This window comes from Mesorhizobium sp. M0207 (genome assembly GCF_040321995.1).
Lineage (GTDB): Bacteria > Pseudomonadota > Alphaproteobacteria > Rhizobiales > Rhizobiaceae > Mesorhizobium.
The window spans coordinates 95677-114331 of sequence record NZ_JAMYSQ010000015.1; the positions used below are offsets into that span (position 1 = coordinate 95677).

Here is an 18655-nt window from a genome sequence, read left to right on the forward strand (position 1 = left end):
GGTCTTTGCATGATTTGTCGAATCCGCTATCGGCGATTCCTACCATAATAAGCTTGACTGCTTTTTGACCATCTCGGCTGTTGGCGGCAGCCAGCTGATTGAATTTTGACCTAAAGCGGTTCAGCTTTTGATAGTCGCTGACCCGCTCCAAATATCTGTTTTTACGCAATTATGGACGGAAAGCCGCTCCGGACTTTCCTGGAAGTGCTCTAATCTCCCACGCGTTGCAGCGTGCCGAGATGATTGTCGTCGAGAAATTCGACGGTGATGGCCGACGCCTTGCCGTCGGGGCCGACGGCAAAGCTGACGGCCGAGGGCCTGTCCGGCATCTCGGCATCGGGGAAGGTCACGAAGAGGTCGCGGTCGAAATGCTTCAGCGAATAGGACCGCGCGCCGGCAGGCCCGACCTTGAGGACAAGAGTGTCTCCTTCGCCCGATACAATAGCATCGCCGAAGAAATCGTTGAAGTAACGGCCTGCATAGGCACTGGCCGGCTCGGCCGGACTTGCTGGAGAGGGCGGCGCGGCATAGGTGGCCTTGGCCGCCGCAATCACCGGGCCGAACATGCTCGCATAGATATTATTCCATGCCTTTACCTTATCCTTCCCCAGCGTTCCGTCGAAAACGAGATCGGCGAAGCTGTCGGACAGCCCCTCCGGCACGCCTGTCGGAAAGGCGTTGGCGACGACGACGATGCCAAGCTTCTCCTCGGGGAAGAGCATCACCAGGCTGCGTGCGCCGGTGCTGAAGGCGCCCGCGTGACCCCAGATCAGCCCGTGCCGGCCGAATTCAATATTCCAGCCGAGGCCGTAGAAGGCCTCGCCTCCGGAGACGGGATTCTTGCCGCGAGCCGTCAAGGGAATATGTGTCTGGTCCAGCGCATCGGCGGCAATGAGTCTCTTGCCGGCATGGACCCCGTTGCCGAGCACAAGGCGCATCCATTGCGAGAGGTCGCGTGCGGTGGAACTGACGCCGCCTGCTGGCGCCTGCGCATCCGGATAGCGCTGGACCTTCGCGGTCCAGGCGCCATCGATTTTGGCGTGGAGCTCGGCGCGGTTGGCGTGTTTGATGAAGTCCGAATGACGCGAGCTGGTCGAGGCCATTCCAAGCGGACGGTAGAGCTTCTCTTCGGAGACCTCTTCCCATGATTTACCCGTCGGCTTCGCGGCCGCGACGGCACCCTCGGTCAGTCCGAAATTACTGTAGGAATAGCCCGCACGAAAGCTCGATGACGGCGACACGAACCGCAGCCGGCGCAGGATCTCCGCGCGGTCATAGCCGATATCCTCGAGGTCGTCGCCAGCGGTGCCGGGAAGCCCGCTGCGGTGCGCAAACAGGTCGCGGACCGTGAGTTCGCTGGTCGGATAGGGCTGAGCGAGCCGGAAAGCCGGATCGAGGTCGGCGATCTTGGAATCCCACGAAGCGATCCCGTCGCTGACCAGCGCCGCCACGACGGTGGCGGAGACCGGCTTGGAGAGCGAGGCAATCTGGAAAACCGTGTCAGCATCGACGGTCTCCGGTTTTCCGGCTTCGCGATGCCCGAACCCCTTGAGGAAGATCACCTCGTCGCCATGCACGACGCCGATGGCCAGACCGGGCACGCTACCATCCGCGACGACGCCTTCGGCCAGTAATTCGAGCTTCGCAATGGCCGCGGCGATCCGGTCGGGCGTAATGGTGTCGGCCGACGCCGCTTTCGGCGAAAGCGTAATAAGGGCGATGAAGGCCAATATCCTCCACCGGAGGTGATTCCGGTTTGTGAATAGCCGCATGCTCAGCCCCCTCCGCCTCCCCGGCGTGCACTATCGCAGGCCAACGCAGGGAAGGCCAGCCTCACGCTCGACCCACCATCCATTGACGGATGTCCGCTTCGCACCAGTCGAAATTCAGACAGCTGCGCCTGAGCTAGGATGCAGCGCGCAGGCGAAGGCGCCGCCTGCTGGCGCGGGCCTTCTCCGCCACCGCGGCGGTGATCTCGACCACGCCGTCTTCACGCGGTCTGGCGTTGGTGACCTTGTGGAGCCGCTCATAGGGCAATAGTTCCTTGACCCGGGCTTGAAGCGACGCGACTTCGGCTCGCAGATCCTCGCATTCCTGCCGCTGGACGTCGAACTGTATCTGTTCGGATGCCTGCTGCAGGGAAAGCTGCGAAAAATTCGCGCTGATTGCGGAAAGGTTCATCTTGTCGTTTTCGCTCTCCTTCGTGAGGGCGGACAATTTTTGCTCGACAATTTGCTTTTCCGCCACCGCGTCGCTCGCTTGGGCTTTGAGCCTGGCGATCTCGCTGGCGGCTTCGCTGTTGTGGTTGGAGGCGGCCTCCAGTCGCGATCGAAGATCCTCGATTTCAGAACGCAAGCCGGTCATCTCCGCGACACTGCGTGCAAGTTCGGCTTCCCTGTCACCGTCCCTGATGCGGGCCGCTTCCGTTATTTCCGATAGCTTTGCCTGCGCCATATCGAGCGATTTCTGCAGCCGCATCTCCTCTTTCTCGCTCTTGCCAAGCGCGGCCAGCAGTTCCGAAACCTGCGCGGCATCATTGGCATGGACAGTCGAGAGTTCGTCCAGCCTGTGCCGGGCCTCGGCCTCCCGTTTCAGCGCCTTGTCGAGGTCGATCGACAGGCTGACATGTTTCTCCCGCAGCATCTCGTTCTCGCGCGAGCGTCTGTTGGCCTCGACGGCTCTGGCCGAGAGTGTTTTGACAAGCTCGCCGAACTCGGCCTCGCGTTTTGCGCTCGCATTGCCTGCGACGACGAGTTCCAGCCTTGCCGCAGCCAGCGCGCCGCGAAGTGCTTCCTTGTCCTCGACCAGGCTCGCCTCGTGCTGCTGCAGGGCCTCGATAGCGCTGTCGCGCTCGCGCTGCTTTCTGGTTGCATCGTGGAGCTGTTCGGACAGCACCCTTTGCTGCGCGGTCAGGCCGGTATTTGCCAGTTCCAATTCGTTGGCGCGAAGAATGTCGCCGTGGAGCAGTTTCAGGAATTCGCCCGTCAGATGATGCGAGGTCGCGATCTCCGACAGTTTCGCATTGATCTCCCCCAGATACTCCTGCGCGTCGTGAAAGAGCCCATCGACCGCATTTAAGGCAGCCAGCCGGGTTTGCGTATGGGGGGACAGCCGTCGTGCGGTCTCGAAGGCGTCCGCATTGGCTTCGAGTTGCGAGCTGTCATCCGTTGCCGCGAGATTCTCATCCGATACCGTCTCATCCGGCACAGTGACGTCGTTCAACGGCGACTGATCGTCCACATTGAGACATTCGCTAAACGCATCCGCCAAATCGGTTTCGAGCTCCTTGAACGCTCTCTCCACTGTCTCGGCACGCTTGATCAAACCTTTGAAATTCATGACCGAATATCCCTCTCGTGCAGCGCCGGCAAGGAGCGGATTTTCAACACTTCACCCTCGCCTCCCCCGAATGCGGGTTCATCTCCTGACGTGCGCTCTGGCCGACGCACGCTAGGGACAGGCTTGGCCACTGTCCTCGTGTGTTTGAATGACGCAAAGCCGTGTTCTGCCGCGCTCCATACCCGAGGCGTTGGCACCGCTCGCAAAATGCCTACTCATTTCACCCGAAACGGATATGAAGCGGCGCAAGCCTGAGGATCGCCTGGTGATTGTCTTAAGGACCGGCCGAGCCCTCGGTGTTCTGCAGCAGCTACAAGGTCACGGCCTAAGACGACGCGTGTCACTGCCGGGAGGCCTGACCTAATAAATGCCTGACCTAATAAATGATTGTGTTGAATACGTTTCGCTGATTAGCTGCTGTGCATAGACCAGGGACAAGACCGATAAAATGTTGTCCCGGGAGGACCGCGATGCCGGTGCTTGAGGTTCGCCACGTCTCCAAGAATTTCGGGGCTATCCAGGCCCTGACCGACGTTAGCTTCCAGGTGGAGCGAGGCGAAGTCGTTGGTCTGATGGGGGACAACGGCGCCGGCAAGTCGACGATAGTCAAGACTGTGGCCGGGAATTTTCCTCCGAGCGACGGCGAAATTGTAGTCGAGGGCGAGGTGTGCCACTTCCACCAGCCCGTGCAGGCTCGCGCCAAGGGGATCGAAGTTGTTTATCAGGACCTGGCGCTCGCCGATAATCTGACGGCCGCGCAGAACGTCTTTCTGGGGCGCGAGATCAAGAAGGGCTTCTGGCCGATCAGGATTCTTGACAAGCAGGCGATGATCGATCGCTCGGCAGCGCTGTTCAAGGAACTCAAATCGGAAACCCGGCCGCGCGACCTCGTCAGGAAGATGTCGGGTGGGCAGCGCCAGGCGGTCGCCATCGCGCGGACCCGGCTTTCAAATGCCAAGCTGGTGCTGATGGACGAACCAACGGCCGCCATCTCGGTGCGCCAGGTGGCGGAAGTACTCGAACTGATCCGACGCCTCAAAGCACAAGGAGTCGGCGTCATGCTGATCAGTCACCGAATGCCTGACGTGTTCGCCGTGGCAGATCGCATTATCGTCCTCAGGCGGGGCTCGAAAGTTGCCGACAAGCCAGCCGACAAAACATCGCCCGAGGAAATCACTGGACTGATAACGGGGGCCATCCGTGGCGAATAGTGTTCAGGAGTCAGTTGGCGTTCGGGGGTCAGTCGAAGAACATGGCCGGCCGGCCATGTCGGATTTCGTCCCGACCAAGGAAAAAACAGTTCTCCAACGTGTGATTTCAAGTCAGCCCTTCTGGGTGATGATCGCGCTCATCGCGCTCGTCATGTTGATGACTGCGATGGAGCCGAGCTTCGGCACCTCTGAAAACGTCGCCAATGTGACGCGCAACTTCGCACCTTTCGGCATCATGGCACTTGGCATGACGATCGTCATCATCACCGGCGGTATCGATCTGTCGGTCGGCTCCGTCATGGGTCTCGTGGTCATCGTCGCCGGCCTGTTCCTCACCTGGCATTATCCCTGGTACGTCGCCTTCGCCATGGGCCTTTTCTCCGGTCTGGCCTGTGGCGCGGTCAACGGATTCTTTGTCGCCTATGTCGGGATGCCGTCCTTTGTGGTCACCCTCGGCATGCTGTCCGTCGCGCGCTCGCTGGCGGTCGTATTCTCGGCCAACCAGATGCTCTACCAGTTCGGGCCCGATGCTCCGATTGTGAAGGCAATCGGTCAGTGGAAATGGCCGCGGCATGGTCCGAACGACTGGGCACCGCATTGGATACCAGAACTGTCGTCACAGTTCTGGACCATGGTGATCCTGGCCCTGATTGTCGGCTTCGTATTCAACTTCACAGCCTGGGCCCGGCATCTCTTCGCCATCGGCGGCAATGAGGAGGCGGCACGGCTCACCGGCGTTCCGGTCAACTGGATTAAATTCGAGGCCTATGTCTTCTCGGCTTTCACCGCCGCGCTCGCCTCGCTCCTGCTCCTCGGCTATAACGGTTCGGCTATAAATGCCATGGGCCAGGGCTACGAACTGCGCGTTATCGCCGCGACAGTCATTGGCGGCGCCAGCCTCATGGGCGGCGCCGGCACGGCCTTCGGTGCGATCATCGGTTCGGCCTTCCTCGAGGTGATCAGGAATGCGCTGCTGATGGCCGGCATCGATTCAAACTGGCAGGGTGCCTTCGTCGGCGCCTTCATCGTTCTTGCGGTTCTCTTGGGCATGCAAACGGGCGGCAAATCGATTCTCGCCGCGTCGCTGGCAGTCTTGATGCCCAAAAAACGCCGCTAGAAACCCGCCGGCGGGAGGCTTGCGGGACATCACACCAAGGAGGAGAACGTCACATGAAAAAACATCTGCTGACGGCCGCCGTCGCGCTTGGCGCAATGGTGCTTGCCGTTTCCGGCGCCCAGGCGAAATACACCTTCGCCCTGGTGCCGAAGAACATGAACAATCCTTTCTTCGACCAGGCACGCGACGGCTGCAAGAAAGCCGAGGCCGAATCCAATGGCGCCGTGGAGTGCATGTATATCGGCCCCGGCGAGCATGGTGGTGGCGACGAGCAGGTGCAGATCGTGCAGGATCTCGTGGCCAAGAAGGTGGACGGCATCGCCGTGTCGCCATCGAACGCCGCCGCGATGGCGGTTGCGCTGCAGGCCGCCAAGGAAGCCGGCATCCCGGTCCTCACCTGGGACTCCGATCTCCTGCCCGAAAACAAGGATCTGCGCGTTGCCTATATCGGCACGCACAATTATGAGATCGGCGAGAACCTCGCCAAGCTTGTCATGCAGATCAAGCCCAAAGGCGGCACGATCTGCATCCAGTCCGGCGGCGCCGCGGCGGCCAACCACAACGAGCGCATGCAGGGCATTCGCGATACGCTTTCGGGCACCAAATCGGCGGCCTCGCCCGGGGATCGGCTGATGGGCCAGAACGGCTGGACCGAAATCGAAGGCTGTCCGCTCTACACCAACGATGATTTCCCGCTTTCGGTGCAACAGTTCGAGGATATCATGGCGAAAAACCCGAACCTCGACGCATTCGTCCCAACCGGTGGCTTCCCGCAGTTCATTCCCGACGCCAACCGCGCCGCGGTCGCACCGTACAAGGACAAGATCGCCTCGAAAGCCCTGGCCCTTGTCGTTGCCGACACGCTTCCGGTACAGATCGACCAGATGAAGGAAGGTTTCTCCCTTGGCCAGGTCGGTCAGCGGCCGTTCGAGATGGGCTACAAGACGATGATGGCGCTGAAGGACATGAAGGAGGGCAAGGCTCCGCCGGCCGACCCGACCTACACGGGCCTCGATGTCTGCACTCCGGAGACAGCCGACACCTGCGTCGCCAAATAGCGCTTTTGGGCGGGAGGAAACTCCCGCCCTTTTCATAGGGGATCTCAATGCCGGAATTGTTCTCGCTCAAGGGCCGTGTCGCATTGGTCACGGGTGCCTCGCGTGGTCTTGGTTTTGCCATGGCCAAGGCACTTGCCGAAAACGGTGCGACGGTGATCGTCAATGCCCGCGACGTGGCCGCCCTTTCCGTGGCGGCCGAAAGGATCGGTGCAGAAGCCCTGCCGTTCGATGTCACCGACGCGGCGATCTCAAGGGCGTCGCTCGAAGGAATCGTCGAACGCCACGGCCGCCTCGATATTCTGGTCAACAACGCCGGCATCCAGCATCGGAAACCGCTGGTCGAATGGCAGGACGAGGATTTCAACCATGTGGTTGCCGTCAATCTGTCGGCTTGCTTCCGCATGATGCGCGACGCGGTGCGCCTGATGCTGCCAAACAAGTTCGGGCGCATAATAAACACCGGATCGGTCGCAGCGATCCTTGGCCGCCCCACCATTCACGCCTATGTGGCGGCAAAGGCGGGCCTGCACGGGCTGACACGCTCCACTGCCGCTGAGCTGGGCCGTCACGGCATCACCGTCAACGCCATCGCCCCCGGCTATTTCGCCACCGAGCTCAACACCGCACTTATGCACGACGAGGCCTTCACCAAATGGGTCGAGGCACGAACCCCCGCGGGCCGCTGGGCCCAGCCTGAGGAGCTCGGCGGAGCCGTGGTGTTTCTCGCCTCCGACGCTGCCGCTTACGTCAACGGGCACGTGCTGGCGGTTGACGGCGGGCTATCGGTTTCCCTGTGATTTCAACCGGCGACACCGTGCCGGCAGGGCGTGCCTGCTAGCCGCCTGAAATGACGACTTGATGCATGCGCTGCTGGCCCGGTCCCCTGCGCGGGCGCCGATGCCACACGATTGGATGCCGCGCCGCATTGCAGCCGCCGACTTTCGATTCGCAACAGGTTATTTCGACGTCTGGCGGCATCGATGCTTGATGCCGCCAATATTTCATTCCACACACCGGTCACAATGAGAGACGACATACGGGATCAGCGCCGGGTATTCGGGTGGGCCTTGCCTGCCTCCGCGGTCGTGCATTTGCTCGCCGCCGCGCTTCTTTTGTCCGCACTGCCGCTGTCGCCCCCGCAGCCGCAGAAGGAGCAGCCCATCGCAGTTGATATCGTGCCGCCGCCTAAACCGCCGGAAAAAACCAAACCTCCGTCCCCCGCTGAACCGCCCAAGCCGGAAAAGCAGCCGGAAGCCAAGGTCGAGACGCCGACGAGCCGTGAGGTCACCGCGCAGAGACCTGTCTTCCAATTCGGTGAGAAGGACGCCGGTCCTCGCAAGTCTCTGGACGGCAACAGTGCGGAGGATGGTTCGGAACAACCGCCAGCGCCGCAAGTTCCCAGTAACCAGGATCTTGCACAGCCACCTGCCGTGACAGCGGTCGAGGGGAAAGACCAGGCTCCGTCGCCTGGCGCATCACCGCCGCCGAAGCCCAAGCCAGCGGATGTCGCCAAAGTGCAAAGGCCCTTGAAGCTTCAGGAAGCGAAGAGATTGTTCTCGAAATCAGCAACCGGTGATCCGGTGGCGACAACCGCGATGAAAAATGTGCCGCGCGCCGTGCGGATCGGTCAGCTCTGCAACACGGAACTCGCACAGCAATTGGTGCACGCGTCGCCCCCCTATTTCCCAAACAGCCTGCTTGAGTATCGGCTGAAGGCCGGCACGGTCATGAACGTCGCCAGTGCGCCGTTCCCTGCAAACGGGCAGTGGTACGATCTGAGCTTTCGCTGCGAGGTCGATCCGGACGCGACGAGAGTCGTGTCGTTTGCCTTTCGTGTTGGAAATCCGGTGCCGCGCAGCGAATGGAAGCGCCGCGGGTTGCCCGCCGAATAGGTGGTCGAGGCCACGGAGGCTGGCTGGCCGGCGCCATCAAATCCGGCCGGCGATGTCTTCGCGCGCTCCGGGCTGCCGAACCAACACGCGCCAAAAGTGGCTTTCGTCAGCGGCCGCCGAAGTCTAGCATACGGCTTTGGGAGGAGGCTTCGATGACTTCAAGTTTCAACGTTCATCATGCTGCCGGCTATGAGCAGCTCATGGGCCGCTGGAGCCAAAGACTCGCGCCGCTGTTCATCGACTTCGTGGGGCTTGCCGACGGCGAAAAGATCCTCGACGCCGGTTGCGGTACCGGCAGCCTGACCTTCGCGCTCGTCAAGGCCGCTGACCTCGGCGAGGTCGCGGCGATCGACTTTTCGGCCGTTTTCGTCGAGGAGGCAATCCGACGCAACACCGATCCGCGGATAAAAATCCGTCAGGCGGATGCCTGCGCCCTGCCCTTTGAGGATGGCGCGTTCGACCGTGCCCTGGCCCTGCTCGTGCTCCATTTCGTGCCCGAAGCCGGCAAGGCAGTCGCCGAGATGCGCCGCGTCGTGCGGCCGGGCGGCGTCGTCGCGGCGACGGTATGGGACCATCTCGGCGGCATGCCGGGGATGCGCATGATGATCGACACGGTGGCGGTGCTCAGTGAAGGCGGACGCCAGCTGCGTGCCCGCTATTGCACGCAGCCGATGATGCAGCCGGGTGAAATGAAACGGACCTTTGTCGAACAGGGTCTCCGCGACGTTACGGAAACCGAGTTGATGATCCGCATGGACTACCAAAACTTCGATGATTACTGGGCGCCGATTGCCGCCGGCGAAGGGCCGCTCGGCAAATATGTGGCCGCGCTCGACCCGGAAGAGCGGGCGCGCACCGACGCCGCCATGCGCGACGCCTACGAGGCCGGCCGGCCCGACGGCCCGAGGTCCTTTGCCAATGTCGCCTGGGCCTGCCGCGGCGTCGTTGCCTGACCTTGGCGCTAATGCATGCCGCGCAAAAAGCGCGTCGCATGAGGCCGATCGAACGCGACGCGCTTTAGCCGATCCCATAGACCAGCCCGACGCGGCCGTCCGAAAGCTGTTCGACCTTGCGCAGTTCGAGCCCACGACGATTTCTCGCCGTCCCAAACAGCGGCTTTCCGTCACCGGCGAGCAGCGGATAGACGATCAGCCTGAGTTCATCGACCAGCCCGGCATCGATAAGGCTCGCGGTAATTCGGGCGCCGCCCATAAGGTAGATGTCCTTGCCGGGCTGCTGTTTCAGCGCAGCGATATCCTCGAAATTCCGCACGAAGCGCGTCTTTGGCCAGGCCGCCGAAGTCATTGTGTTCGACAGCACATAATGCGGCGTCTGCGCGGCGAAGCGGGCCCATTCTAGCTCGGCCGGCTTCGGCAATTTGCCGGTCATCGGCAGCGGCTTGTCGGGCTCGTTCTGGATGGCGCTCCAGTAGCGCTCGTAGCCGGCATACATGACGCTGCCAAGCAGGCAGGCATCGATTTGCGGCGTCAGGCCGTATTCGTCCGACCACGCGTCGACCCAATCGGCGTAACCGTCGGGCCCCTCCATCTTGCCATCGACGGAAATCTTCATTCCAGCGATCAATTTGCGCATGACTTCCTCCATCAGGCTTGCGGGATGCAAGCACGTTTCATCGGTTCAGCGTTGCTTCGTGTTGCTGGCGGCGACCTCAGGGATAGCCGCCGCGAGTTACATCAGGCCGGCAGACGGCGGTCGTATTCTTCCCGCAGGTGGCTCCAGCCGTCCCAGAACGAGGTCGGCGTCTTGCCCGCCAGGCGGGCGGCCAGCAGGTCGAGGTGGATGTGCCAGCCGGCGGTGATGTTGAGCTGGATTGCACGTTCCGGCAGGCGGCGATGAACGACGGTGAGCAGCACATCGCTACCCTTCGCCTCCAGCAAGAAGGAGACGCCGCCGGTGTTTCCCCAGGTGATGGAAAGCTTGGACGGCGGATCGAGTTCGGTGATCCGGCCCTCCATCCGATGCTCTTCGGGAAAGCCCGCGGGGCGCTGGCCAGGCGGGTCCGTCAGCTCGTCGTTACGCCAGACCAATTCGAACGAGCTGCCGGCCTTCAGTTCCATCTGGCCCGCGGCCATCCATTGCCGGCGCAAGTCACTCTCGGTGAGATAGGCCCAGACGCGCTCGATGGGGCCGGGCAAGAGGCGCTGGATGGTGAACGTGGCGGGCTCGCTCAGCTCGCCATAGGCGTCGATGCTTCTCATCTGGTTCATTGCTCGTCTCCTTCATTCGGGTTGGGCGATTTCCTGGACTCATCCTGGGCTTTGCGTGCGTCCTCTTCGCGAAGAAGGCGTTCGAGAACATCGAGACGACCGGTCCAGAAGCGCTCGTAGAAGCTGAGCCACTGATGGGCGCTGGCCAGCGGTCCAGGGGCTAGTCGGCACAGATGCGTGCGGCCCCTCACCTCTCGACGAATAAGCCCTGCATTCTCCAGCGCCTTGATGTGCTTGGAGGCCGCCGCGAGCGACATCGCGAAGGGTTCCGCCAGCTGGCTTACCGTTTTCTCGCCATCGGCGAGATCGCGAAGCATGTGCCGCCGGGTGGCGTCGCCAAGGGCGTGAAAAACCGCGTCCATCTGGGGTGTCTCTAATTCAACCATGTAGTTGAATATAGACGCGCGCTTTGAGATAGTCAACCATTTGGTTGAATAATTTATGCGAAGCGCCGCGGGGCCGCTTGCGCCACCGAGCGCGTCGACGTGACGGGAGATAGGGACGCGCCCCGCGACAGTAAGGGCGAGGCCCTTATTTGCCGTCGAAGAAACTGTGGATCGCGGCTTCCAGCTTTTCGATAAGCTGAGGGTTGTGGCAGCTGCCAGCCCAGATCAGGGCGTTTAGCCTCATCTCTTTGTTGATAAAGCTCACTTTCCCAGAATCCAGCAGGTATTCCGCGATCTCGTAGTGCCGCCCCTTGATAGCCTCGTTGAGCGCGTTGTTTCTCCCCGTCTTGTCGGTCAGATTTACTTCCGCGCCATTCTCCACGAGCAACTTGACGACTTCGAGATGCCCGTTCTTCGCCGCCTCGATAAGAGCCGTTCTGCCGTAGTAGTCAGCTCGCGCGTTGATCTCTATTTGGGGGTGTCTCACGAGGACTGAGATACACGCGTAATGTCCCTTGGCCGACGCAAGGCTCAAGGGCGTGCTCTTCCACTTGTTTCTGGCATTCACGTCGATTTCCGGGTCTTCGATCAGCGCCTCCACCACAGCTGTGCGGCCATTGAGGGCTGAAAGGTGAAGTGCAGACCAGCCGCCGTCGTCCGACTGATTGATGTCGGCGCCAGCCGCCAATTCCGATCGAACCGCCTCCGCATCGCCTTGTTCTGCCGCGACCAGCAGGGGCGACCAGTCTCTTGCCCCTTCGGCTTCCAAGCTGTTGGTCAACGCAGTCGCCTCCTCGGATCGTCCACAGAATACCACAGAATCCGCGATAGTGGGGTCGTCCTGTATAGAGTTCCCTGGAGTCCGTGGGTCGCAGAGAGCTGTCGGCCCGAAGCGGAGGATCAGCGCTTCACGTCCGTCTCCTCACATTCTCCTGATATCGACTGGCTTTGGCGGCCATTCAGACTAGATAGAGCCTGCGCCGGGCGGAACGATGCAGAAGGACCTGAACATGCCTGAACAGATTACACTGAATAGACCTGAACAAATCAGATTGAACGACGGCTCCGCCATTCCGCAAATCGGCCTCGGCGTGTGGCAGGTCGATCCAGCCATCACCGCCAAGGTGGTGCGCTGGGGAATCGAGGCCGGCTACAGGCTGATCGACACCGCCGAAGGCTATCAGAACGAGGAAGGTGTCGGGCAGGCGATCCGCTCGGCCGGCGTCCCGGGAAGCGAGTTGTTCATCACCTCGAAACTGCGCAATGGCGCGCATCAGCGCGACGCCGCCTTGCGCGCCTTCGACGAGACGATGAGCAAGCTCGGCATCGAACAGATCGACCTGTTCCTGATCCATTGGCCGGTGCCCAGCCAGGACAGATATGTCGAGGCCTGGAAGACGCTGATCGAACTCAGGCAATCAGGCCGGATCAAGTCGATCGGCGTTTCGAATTTCAACCAGGACCACCTCGAACGGATCATCGGCGAGACCGGCGTCACGCCGACCGTCAACCAGATCGAGCTCCACCCCCGCTTCCAGCAGCGTGACAAACGTGAATTCCACGACAGCCACAACATCCGCATTGAGAGCTGGAGCCCGCTGGGCAGCGGCCGGCTGTTGAGCGATCCGACGCTTGAAAGTATCGCCAGGAAACACGGCAAGTCGGTGGCGCAGACGATCGTCAGGTGGCACCTTCAGGAAGGGCTGATCGTCATTCCAAAGTCGATCCACCAGGACCGCATCGCCGCCAATTTCGATGTCTTCGATTTCGAGTTGGAAGCGAAGGACCTCGAGCTTATCCGGGGCATGGATTCGCCCGACGGCCGCACCGGCCCGAACCCCGCCACGGCCGCATTCCTGTTCTAACGAGGCGGGCCAACCGGGACGTTGGCATTCCTTCACACCCCCTCTGTCCTGCCGGACATCTCCCCTTCAAGGGGGGAGATCGGCAGCTTCAATAGCCGCGCCCTTCTTGCAGCGTCGGAGATTAGCGAAGGCCGCGATGAGGGCCAATCTCCCCCCTTGTGGAGGAGATGTCCGGCAGGCCAGAGGGGGGCGCTGTCCCGCCAGCGATCAAAACTACCCTTCCCGCTCGCTCATATCCCGGAGCCATCCACCAGCGGCACATCTTCGCCCTCCCAGGGGCTAGGCATCGATCCCTTGCTGAGATTGGCCGACGGCAGCGGCATCCAGCACTTCAGTTCGGGTTCGGCATATTCGACGATGCGTCCTGGAGACGAGTCGGAGGCGCGCCAGCCTTCGCTGCCGAACTGATCGGCGCGGGCCCAGTAAGCCATGTCGACCTCGGCCGGACCCTGTTCGGACGGCCGAACCGTGACAAGGATTCTGCTGCCGTCCCTTGGCGCGCTCGACATGTGGCGCCACTGACCGGGCTCGTCCATTGCAGTTCCTCCTGCGATCTTCGCCTCGAACGGATAGTCGCTTCGCGTTCGGAAGCGGTCAACCCGAACTTTTTTGCCTGAGACAAAACCCCTGTCCCGTCGTCGCGGAACAAGTCATGGCACGCCGGGTTTGGGCAAGTTGTTGAAGGAAGCAAAATGAGACCAGCGCCGCGACCGATCCTTACCATTATTGCATGGCAGGCCGCGTCTTTCGTTCGCAACCCGGTCCCGTCGCAATGAGGCAGGCCGGTTCCGATCATTCCATCCCACCGAAGGTGGGCAAAGGCGGCATAGGACGAGCGCTCGGCCTCGGCCTGATAACAGGGGCGGCCGACGACGATTGTTCCGCAATAGGCACCTATGCCAGTGCCGGCGCCCGTTTCGGACCCGACCTGCTCTGGACGGCTCCGGTGACGTTGCCGATGATGTACGCGGTCGTCTACCTGTCGTCGAAGCTCGGCCAGGTGTCGGGTCGCGGATTGTTCCACGTCATCAAGGACTTCTACCCGCGGTGGCTGCTCTGGTCGGTGCTGTTGGGTGTGCTCATCGGAAACACGATCGAGGCAGCGGCCGATCTCGGCGGAATGGCCGCGGCGATCAACATATTCGTGCCGCTTCCCATTCCGCTGATCGTGCTGTTCGTCGCCGCCCTCATCTTCGCCCTCCAGGTTTTCGGCTCCTATACTTTGATCCGTAACATCTTTCGCTGGCTGGCGCTGGCGCTGCTCGCCTATGTCGGTGCCGCCATTCTGGCCAAGCCGGACGCCGCGGCGGTGCTGCGCGGGACGCTGCTCCCCAGGATCGAATTCAATCGCGAGTTCCTGTCGATCCTGGTCGCCATCATCGGCACGACGCTGTCCGCCTATCTCTATACGTGGCAGTCCAATGAGGAGGTGGAGGAGGAGATTGCCCAGGGGCGCACAACGCTCAGCCAAAGGAAGGGCGCTACCGACAGCGAACTCCGCCGCTCGCGCCGGGACATCCTCATCGGCATGATGTTTTCAAATCTCATCATGTATTTCATCATCCTGTCGACGGGGGCGACGCTCTACAAGGCGGGGCATCACGATATCGACACGGCCGCGCAAGCCGCGGAGGCGCTGCGACCGCTCGCCGGCCAGGCCGCAAGCGTTCTGTTCGCCGCAGGTGTGATCGGCGTCGGTTTCCTAGCGGTTCCTGTCATGAGCACCGGCGCTGCCTATGACGTGGCACAAGCCATCGGCTGGAAAAACAGCCTGCACGCCCGGGCTCGAGAGGCGCCCAAATTTTACCTCGCCATCGGATTTTTTACGGCGATCGCCGCTGGCCTGAACTTTCTCGGCTTCAATCCGATGAAGGCGCTGGTCTGGTCCGGCATCGTTCAGGGCTTCTCGACACCGCCCTTGCTGCTGCTCATCATGCTGATGACGAACAGCCGCAGGATCATGGGCGATCAGGTGAACAGCCGCAGCACCAACATACTCGGCTGGGCAACGACCGTCGCCATCTTCTCGGCGACGATCGGCCTGGTGGCAACCTGGTTCATGTGATCAGGCGGAAGCAAAGGGACGCCGCCGGTTGGATTACCCGTTCCCGCTTGCGGATTGCCCCAGCTTTGCCGGCCTTGGAAACTCCACAACATCTCCCACCGGCCGCTTGTATTGCGCTGCGACAATTGCATCGATCAGGATATCCAGTGCCGCACGAGCCGTGCGGCTCGTCTCGTCCTCGCCGCTCAGATAATGGCAGGCTCGTTCGAGATGGAGGTGTGCGGCGGCAAAGTCGCTTGTCATCGGCTTCTCCCTGTTGCCCGCCGGCCGGCAAGATGACCGCCTCGATTTACCCAAAAGCAAATATCCACAGCCGGATTTGAATCAAATTGGCCTGACTCACCGTAGCCCGCGGGACAAGGTGCTGGCAGGCTTTTGCATCGCTGGTCGATGCACTGCGACGGCACAGTACGCCGCATTGAATGAACCAATTGTGGGCGATGTGCCGCAAACTCCGTTCGCCCAATGCGCTACTTTTGAAATTTTCTCACTCTCTTAATTCTACAAACTCTCTAGATTTAACATAGATCGCTAGACCCAAGATCTTAAAATAGAGCGCTTGAGAGGGAGCCAGGAATGTCGAAAAAGCTCGTGGTGGGGCTGTCGGGCAATTTGACCCGGCCCTCGAAGACCAAGGCGTTCGTCAGCCACATCGTCGGGCAGGCCGCCGAAAGCATCGGCGCGGCCTCGGCCGTCTTCGATATCGAGGATCTCGGCGCTTCCCTGCCGCAGGCAAGGCGCCTCGGCGACCTCGACCCGGCGGCGCGCAACATTGTCGAACGGCTGCTGGGCGCCGACATCCTGGTGGCCGGCTCGCCGACTTTCAAAGGCAGCTATACCGGGCTTTTCAAGCATTTCTTCGACCTGCTCGATCCGTCGTCGCTGAGGGGCAAGCCCGTCATTCTCGCCGCGACCGGCGGCGGCGAGCGCCATTCGCTGATCGTCGAGCACCAGTTGCGGCCGCTGTTCGGCTTCTTCGAGGCGCTGACCATGCCGACCGCGATCTACGCCTCCGACAAGGATTTTGCCAATGGCGTGCTGGTGTCGGAAGCCATCCACGCCCGCGCCCGGCAGGCGGTCGCCGAGGCATGCCGTGTAACCGGGGTGCCCTACGGCGTCGGCCTTGCCGCCTGAACGCACCACTGACCCGAGATCCCCTTTCCGATCCGTCCAGGAGCACGCCGCGATGACCAGATCCACCAAATCCGGGCAAATCAAACTGGGCGCTTTCCTGCCCGGCGGCGGACAGCATATCGCCGCCTGGCGCCACCCCGAGGCGCCGGCCGACGGCGCCACCAATTTCGAGTTCCACAAGCAGCTCGCCCTGACCGCCGAGCGCGGCCTGTTCGATGCCTATTTCCTCGCCGACAATCTGACGGTCGGGCTCGGCGCCCGCGAAGGCGGCAATGCCAAGATCGCCGGCTTCGAGCCAGTGACGCTGTTTGCAGCGCTGGCGCCGCTCACCACGCATCTCGGCTTCATCGCTACCGCCTCGACCACCTACGAGGAGCCCTACACGCTCGCCCGCAAATTCGCCTCGCTCGATCATCTGTCGAATGGCCGCGCCGGCTGGAACGTCGTCACCTCGGCCGGCGACGAAACCGCGCGCAACTTCAATCGCGAGACGCAGCCTGCCCACGCCGAGCGCTATGCCCGCGCGCATGAGCACGTCGAGACGGTCAAGGCCCTGTGGGACAGCTGGGAGGACGATGCCTTCATCCGCGACAAGAAATCGGGGCGCTTCTACGACAAGGACAAGCTCCACGACATCGACCACAAGGGAGCGCATTTCAGCGTGAAAGGGCCGCTCAACGTGCCGCGCCCGGTGCAGGGGCACCCGGTCGTGGTGCAGGCGGGGCAATCGGAAGACGGTCGCAAGCTCGCCGCCCACTCGGCGGAAGTCATCTTCACCGCCCATCAGAACTTGGCGTCGGCGCAGGAATTCTATCGCGATATCAAGGCGCGCGTGGCGGCCGTCGGCCGCGATCCCGAGCAGGTGCTGATCATGCCGGGCGTGGCACCCTTCGTCGGCCGCACCGAAGAAGAAGCGCGCGCCAAGTACCAGCAACTGAACGATCTCATCCTGCCCGAAGACGGCGTCGCCCTGCTCAACGGGCTGGCCGGCCAGACGCTCGACATCACCGGCTATCCGCTCGATGGACCGCTGCCGCCGAGCAAGGAGACCGAAGGCATGAAGAGCCGCCAGGCGCTGATCCGCCAGATTGCCGACGAGCACAACTTCACCATCCGACAGCTTTACCAATGGGTGGCAACGGCCCGCGGCCATTATACCGTCATCGGCAGCGCCACGCAGGTCGCCGATCAGCTGGAGGAATGGTTCGGCAACGAAGCCGCCGACGGCTTCAACATCCTGCCGCCCTGGCTGCCCGGCGGGCTCGACGACTTCGTCGAGCTGGTGATCCCCGAACTGCAGCGCCGCGGCCTGTTCCGCACCGCCTATGAAGGCAGGACCCTGCGCGAGAACCTCGGCCTCAGGCGGCCGGAAAACCCCTGGACCGCCGCCCGCTCGGCGGTGCTGGCCGCCGAATAATCCCGAGAAACCCGATACTTTCCAAGCAGGAGGCAACCCGATGACCTTGCAGCACATCGAACAGGCCGCCAGCCTCGGCACGCCTGACAGCACGACAAGCCTCGGCACGGACTTCCTGCGCCTCGGTGGCCGGGCGGGCATCCGCTTCCTGTCGCGCTACGGCGTCCTCATCGCTTTCCTCGCAATCTGGCAAGTGTCGAGCAGGGCGGGCTGGGTCAACGCGGCCGTGCTGCCGCCGATCGACATGATTGTCGCGGCACTTTGGAAGGGGCTGGTCGGCGGCACTCTGCTCGGCGACATCGCCATCAGCCTGCAGCGCGCCGGTCTCGCTTTCGCGGCCGCCGTGCTGGTCGCCATCCCACTTGGCCTGTTCATGGGTCAGGTGCGCACGGTCGAAACCGCGCTCGATCCCATCCTGCAGGTTTTCCGCCAGACCTCGGCGCTGGCGCTCTATCCCGTCTTTATCCTGCTGCTTGGGCTCGGCGAAGCGTCCAAGGTATTCGTCATCTTCTGGGCGACGCTGTTCCCGCTGCTGCTCAACACCATCGGCGGCGTCAAGCAAGTCGATCCGAAACTGCTGGAGATGGCCCGCGTCTATGGTGCCAGGCAGCTCACCGTCTTCCGTCGGGTCGTGCTGCCCGGCGCCGTGCCGTCGATCTTCGTCGGACTGAGGCTCAGCGCCACCACGGCGCTGCTGCTGTTGATCGCTTCCGAAATGATCGGCGCCAACAAGGGCATCGGCTTCCAGGTGATGAACGCGCAATACAATTTCCAGATCCCGCTGATGTTTGCGGCAATCGTCATCCTCGCCGGCCTCGGCCTGATTGCAAACCAGGCGCTGGTCAGCCTGCAGCGCCGGCTCTGCCGCTGGAGCAATTCCGTCGACTGACCACCCGCCCTTACCAATCTCAACCAGGCCAGAACTCAAATCAGGAAAGACCCG

The 18655-nt window shown here is 62.0% G+C and carries 19 protein-coding genes; 11 read left to right on the plus strand and 8 right to left on the minus strand.

The features are described from left to right. Positions 1-209: 209 nt before the first annotated feature. Both NKJ15_RS20245 and NKJ15_RS20250 read right to left on the minus strand, forming a co-directional pair. Positions 210-1772 carry a serine hydrolase gene (locus NKJ15_RS20245; protein WP_352817063.1) on the minus strand — a complete coding sequence of 521 codons (1563 nt, stop codon included), beginning with the start codon at positions 1770-1772 and terminating at the stop codon, positions 210-212. A gap of 133 nt (positions 1773-1905) precedes the next feature. Next, on the minus strand, positions 1906-3339 hold the full coding sequence (locus tag NKJ15_RS20250) for a coiled-coil domain-containing protein (RefSeq protein ID WP_352817065.1): 1434 nt from the start codon (positions 3337-3339) through the stop codon (positions 1906-1908). A 470-nt stretch (positions 3340-3809) separates the two neighbouring features. Between NKJ15_RS20250 and NKJ15_RS20255 the strand changes: the two genes are divergently transcribed. From NKJ15_RS20255 to NKJ15_RS20280, 6 genes are all read left to right on the plus strand, one after another. Then, a complete protein-coding gene (locus tag NKJ15_RS20255; RefSeq protein WP_254819718.1) occupies positions 3810-4550 on the plus strand; it encodes an ATP-binding cassette domain-containing protein in 741 nt (246 codons plus the stop codon). 55 nt (positions 4551-4605) lie between these two features. Then, positions 4606-5667, plus strand: coding sequence for an ABC transporter permease (locus NKJ15_RS20260; protein WP_352489990.1), 1062 nt, complete (start codon positions 4606-4608; stop codon positions 5665-5667). A 53-nt stretch (positions 5668-5720) separates the two neighbouring features. Further along, positions 5721-6725, plus strand: coding sequence for a sugar-binding protein (locus NKJ15_RS20265; RefSeq protein ID WP_352817068.1), 1005 nt, complete (start codon positions 5721-5723; stop codon positions 6723-6725). 47 nt (positions 6726-6772) lie between these two features. Then, on the plus strand, positions 6773-7522 hold the full coding sequence (locus tag NKJ15_RS20270; RefSeq protein ID WP_352489988.1) for a glucose 1-dehydrogenase: 750 nt from the start codon (positions 6773-6775) through the stop codon (positions 7520-7522). 183 nt (positions 7523-7705) lie between these two features. Beyond that, positions 7706-8617, plus strand: coding sequence for a DUF930 domain-containing protein (locus NKJ15_RS20275; RefSeq protein WP_352685272.1), 912 nt, complete (start codon positions 7706-7708; stop codon positions 8615-8617). Positions 8618-8769: 152 nt separating this feature from the next. Next, on the plus strand, positions 8770-9570 hold the full coding sequence (locus tag NKJ15_RS20280; protein ID WP_352817070.1) for a class I SAM-dependent methyltransferase: 801 nt from the start codon (positions 8770-8772) through the stop codon (positions 9568-9570). Between the two features lie 64 nt (positions 9571-9634). Here the strand turns inward: NKJ15_RS20280 and NKJ15_RS20285 are convergent, their stop codons facing one another. From NKJ15_RS20285 to NKJ15_RS20300, 4 genes are all read right to left on the minus strand, one after another. Then, positions 9635-10210: a dihydrofolate reductase family protein gene (locus NKJ15_RS20285; RefSeq protein ID WP_352817072.1), complete on the minus strand. Its 576-nt coding sequence runs from the start codon at positions 10208-10210 to the stop codon at positions 9635-9637. Between the two features lie 101 nt (positions 10211-10311). Further along, entirely contained in the window at positions 10312-10845 is a 534-nt protein-coding gene (locus NKJ15_RS20290; protein WP_352501259.1) for an SRPBCC family protein, read from the minus strand. Further along, positions 10842-11231: an ArsR/SmtB family transcription factor gene (locus tag NKJ15_RS20295; RefSeq protein ID WP_352501433.1), complete on the minus strand. Its 390-nt coding sequence runs from the start codon at positions 11229-11231 to the stop codon at positions 10842-10844. The genes NKJ15_RS20290 and NKJ15_RS20295 overlap by 4 nt, the downstream gene beginning before the upstream one ends. 145 nt (positions 11232-11376) lie before the next feature. Continuing rightward, the gene (locus NKJ15_RS20300; RefSeq protein WP_352711355.1) at positions 11377-12012 is read right to left on the minus strand and encodes an ankyrin repeat domain-containing protein; all 636 of its coding nucleotides are present in this window, start codon (positions 12010-12012) and stop codon (positions 11377-11379) included. A gap of 229 nt (positions 12013-12241) precedes the next feature. Here NKJ15_RS20300 and NKJ15_RS20305 point away from each other — a divergent pair, with 229 nt between their 5' ends. After that, positions 12242-13096 carry an aldo/keto reductase gene (locus NKJ15_RS20305; protein ID WP_352711358.1) on the plus strand — a complete coding sequence of 285 codons (855 nt, stop codon included), beginning with the start codon at positions 12242-12244 and terminating at the stop codon, positions 13094-13096. Positions 13097-13326: 230 nt separating this feature from the next. Here the strand turns inward: NKJ15_RS20305 and NKJ15_RS20310 are convergent, their stop codons facing one another. Continuing rightward, on the minus strand, positions 13327-13632 hold the full coding sequence (locus tag NKJ15_RS20310) for a hypothetical protein (RefSeq protein ID WP_023677305.1): 306 nt from the start codon (positions 13630-13632) through the stop codon (positions 13327-13329). A 236-nt stretch (positions 13633-13868) separates the two neighbouring features. Here NKJ15_RS20310 and NKJ15_RS20315 point away from each other — a divergent pair, with 236 nt between their 5' ends. Further along, entirely contained in the window at positions 13869-15161 is a 1293-nt protein-coding gene (locus tag NKJ15_RS20315; protein ID WP_352817075.1) for an Nramp family divalent metal transporter, read from the plus strand. Between the two features lie 33 nt (positions 15162-15194). On the opposite strand, the gene NKJ15_RS20320 is transcribed toward NKJ15_RS20315, so the two are convergent. Further along, positions 15195-15404 carry a hypothetical protein gene (locus NKJ15_RS20320; protein ID WP_352817076.1) on the minus strand — a complete coding sequence of 70 codons (210 nt, stop codon included), beginning with the start codon at positions 15402-15404 and terminating at the stop codon, positions 15195-15197. Positions 15405-15737: 333 nt separating this feature from the next. On the opposite strand from NKJ15_RS20320, the gene msuE reads away from it, so the two are divergent. From msuE to NKJ15_RS20335, 3 genes are read left to right on the plus strand one after another with little or no spacing between them, the layout of a single operon-like run. Then, entirely contained in the window at positions 15738-16295 is a 558-nt protein-coding gene (gene msuE, locus NKJ15_RS20325) for an FMN reductase (protein WP_352501262.1), read from the plus strand. A gap of 52 nt (positions 16296-16347) precedes the next feature. After that, the gene (locus NKJ15_RS20330; RefSeq protein ID WP_352501263.1) at positions 16348-17712 is read left to right on the plus strand and encodes an LLM class flavin-dependent oxidoreductase; all 1365 of its coding nucleotides are present in this window, start codon (positions 16348-16350) and stop codon (positions 17710-17712) included. Between the two features lie 40 nt (positions 17713-17752). Continuing rightward, entirely contained in the window at positions 17753-18601 is an 849-nt protein-coding gene (locus NKJ15_RS20335) for an ABC transporter permease (RefSeq protein ID WP_352817079.1), read from the plus strand. Positions 18602-18655: the final 54 nt, after the last annotated feature.

Excerpts from the sequence above, each read along its gene's own strand:
- NKJ15_RS20320 (WP_352817076.1), bottom strand. The coding sequence starts at position 15,404 with ATGACAAGCGACTTTGCCGCCGCACACCTCCATCTCGAACGAGCCTGC.
- NKJ15_RS20335 (WP_352817079.1), top strand. The coding sequence starts at position 17,753 with ATGACCTTGCAGCACATCGAACAGGCCGCCAGCCTCGGCACGCCTGAC.
- NKJ15_RS20310 (WP_023677305.1), bottom strand. The coding sequence starts at position 13,632 with ATGGACGAGCCCGGTCAGTGGCGCCACATGTCGAGCGCGCCAAGGGAC.
- NKJ15_RS20295 (WP_352501433.1), bottom strand. The coding sequence starts at position 11,231 with ATGGTTGAATTAGAGACACCCCAGATGGACGCGGTTTTTCACGCCCTT.
- NKJ15_RS20285 (WP_352817072.1), bottom strand. The coding sequence starts at position 10,210 with ATGCGCAAATTGATCGCTGGAATGAAGATTTCCGTCGATGGCAAGATG.
- NKJ15_RS20245 (WP_352817063.1), bottom strand. The coding sequence starts at position 1,772 with ATGCGGCTATTCACAAACCGGAATCACCTCCGGTGGAGGATATTGGCC.
- NKJ15_RS20280 (WP_352817070.1), top strand. The coding sequence starts at position 8,770 with ATGACTTCAAGTTTCAACGTTCATCATGCTGCCGGCTATGAGCAGCTC.
- msuE (WP_352501262.1), top strand. The coding sequence starts at position 15,738 with ATGTCGAAAAAGCTCGTGGTGGGGCTGTCGGGCAATTTGACCCGGCCC.
- NKJ15_RS20290 (WP_352501259.1), bottom strand. The coding sequence starts at position 10,845 with ATGAACCAGATGAGAAGCATCGACGCCTATGGCGAGCTGAGCGAGCCC.
- NKJ15_RS20260 (WP_352489990.1), top strand. The coding sequence starts at position 4,606 with ATGTCGGATTTCGTCCCGACCAAGGAAAAAACAGTTCTCCAACGTGTG.
- NKJ15_RS20255 (WP_254819718.1), top strand. The coding sequence starts at position 3,810 with ATGCCGGTGCTTGAGGTTCGCCACGTCTCCAAGAATTTCGGGGCTATC.
- NKJ15_RS20305 (WP_352711358.1), top strand. The coding sequence starts at position 12,242 with ATGCCTGAACAGATTACACTGAATAGACCTGAACAAATCAGATTGAAC.
- NKJ15_RS20250 (WP_352817065.1), bottom strand. The coding sequence starts at position 3,339 with ATGAATTTCAAAGGTTTGATCAAGCGTGCCGAGACAGTGGAGAGAGCG.
- NKJ15_RS20330 (WP_352501263.1), top strand. The coding sequence starts at position 16,348 with ATGACCAGATCCACCAAATCCGGGCAAATCAAACTGGGCGCTTTCCTG.
- NKJ15_RS20270 (WP_352489988.1), top strand. The coding sequence starts at position 6,773 with ATGCCGGAATTGTTCTCGCTCAAGGGCCGTGTCGCATTGGTCACGGGT.
- NKJ15_RS20315 (WP_352817075.1), top strand. The coding sequence starts at position 13,869 with ATGAGGCAGGCCGGTTCCGATCATTCCATCCCACCGAAGGTGGGCAAA.
- NKJ15_RS20275 (WP_352685272.1), top strand. The coding sequence starts at position 7,706 with ATGCTTGATGCCGCCAATATTTCATTCCACACACCGGTCACAATGAGA.
- NKJ15_RS20265 (WP_352817068.1), top strand. The coding sequence starts at position 5,721 with ATGAAAAAACATCTGCTGACGGCCGCCGTCGCGCTTGGCGCAATGGTG.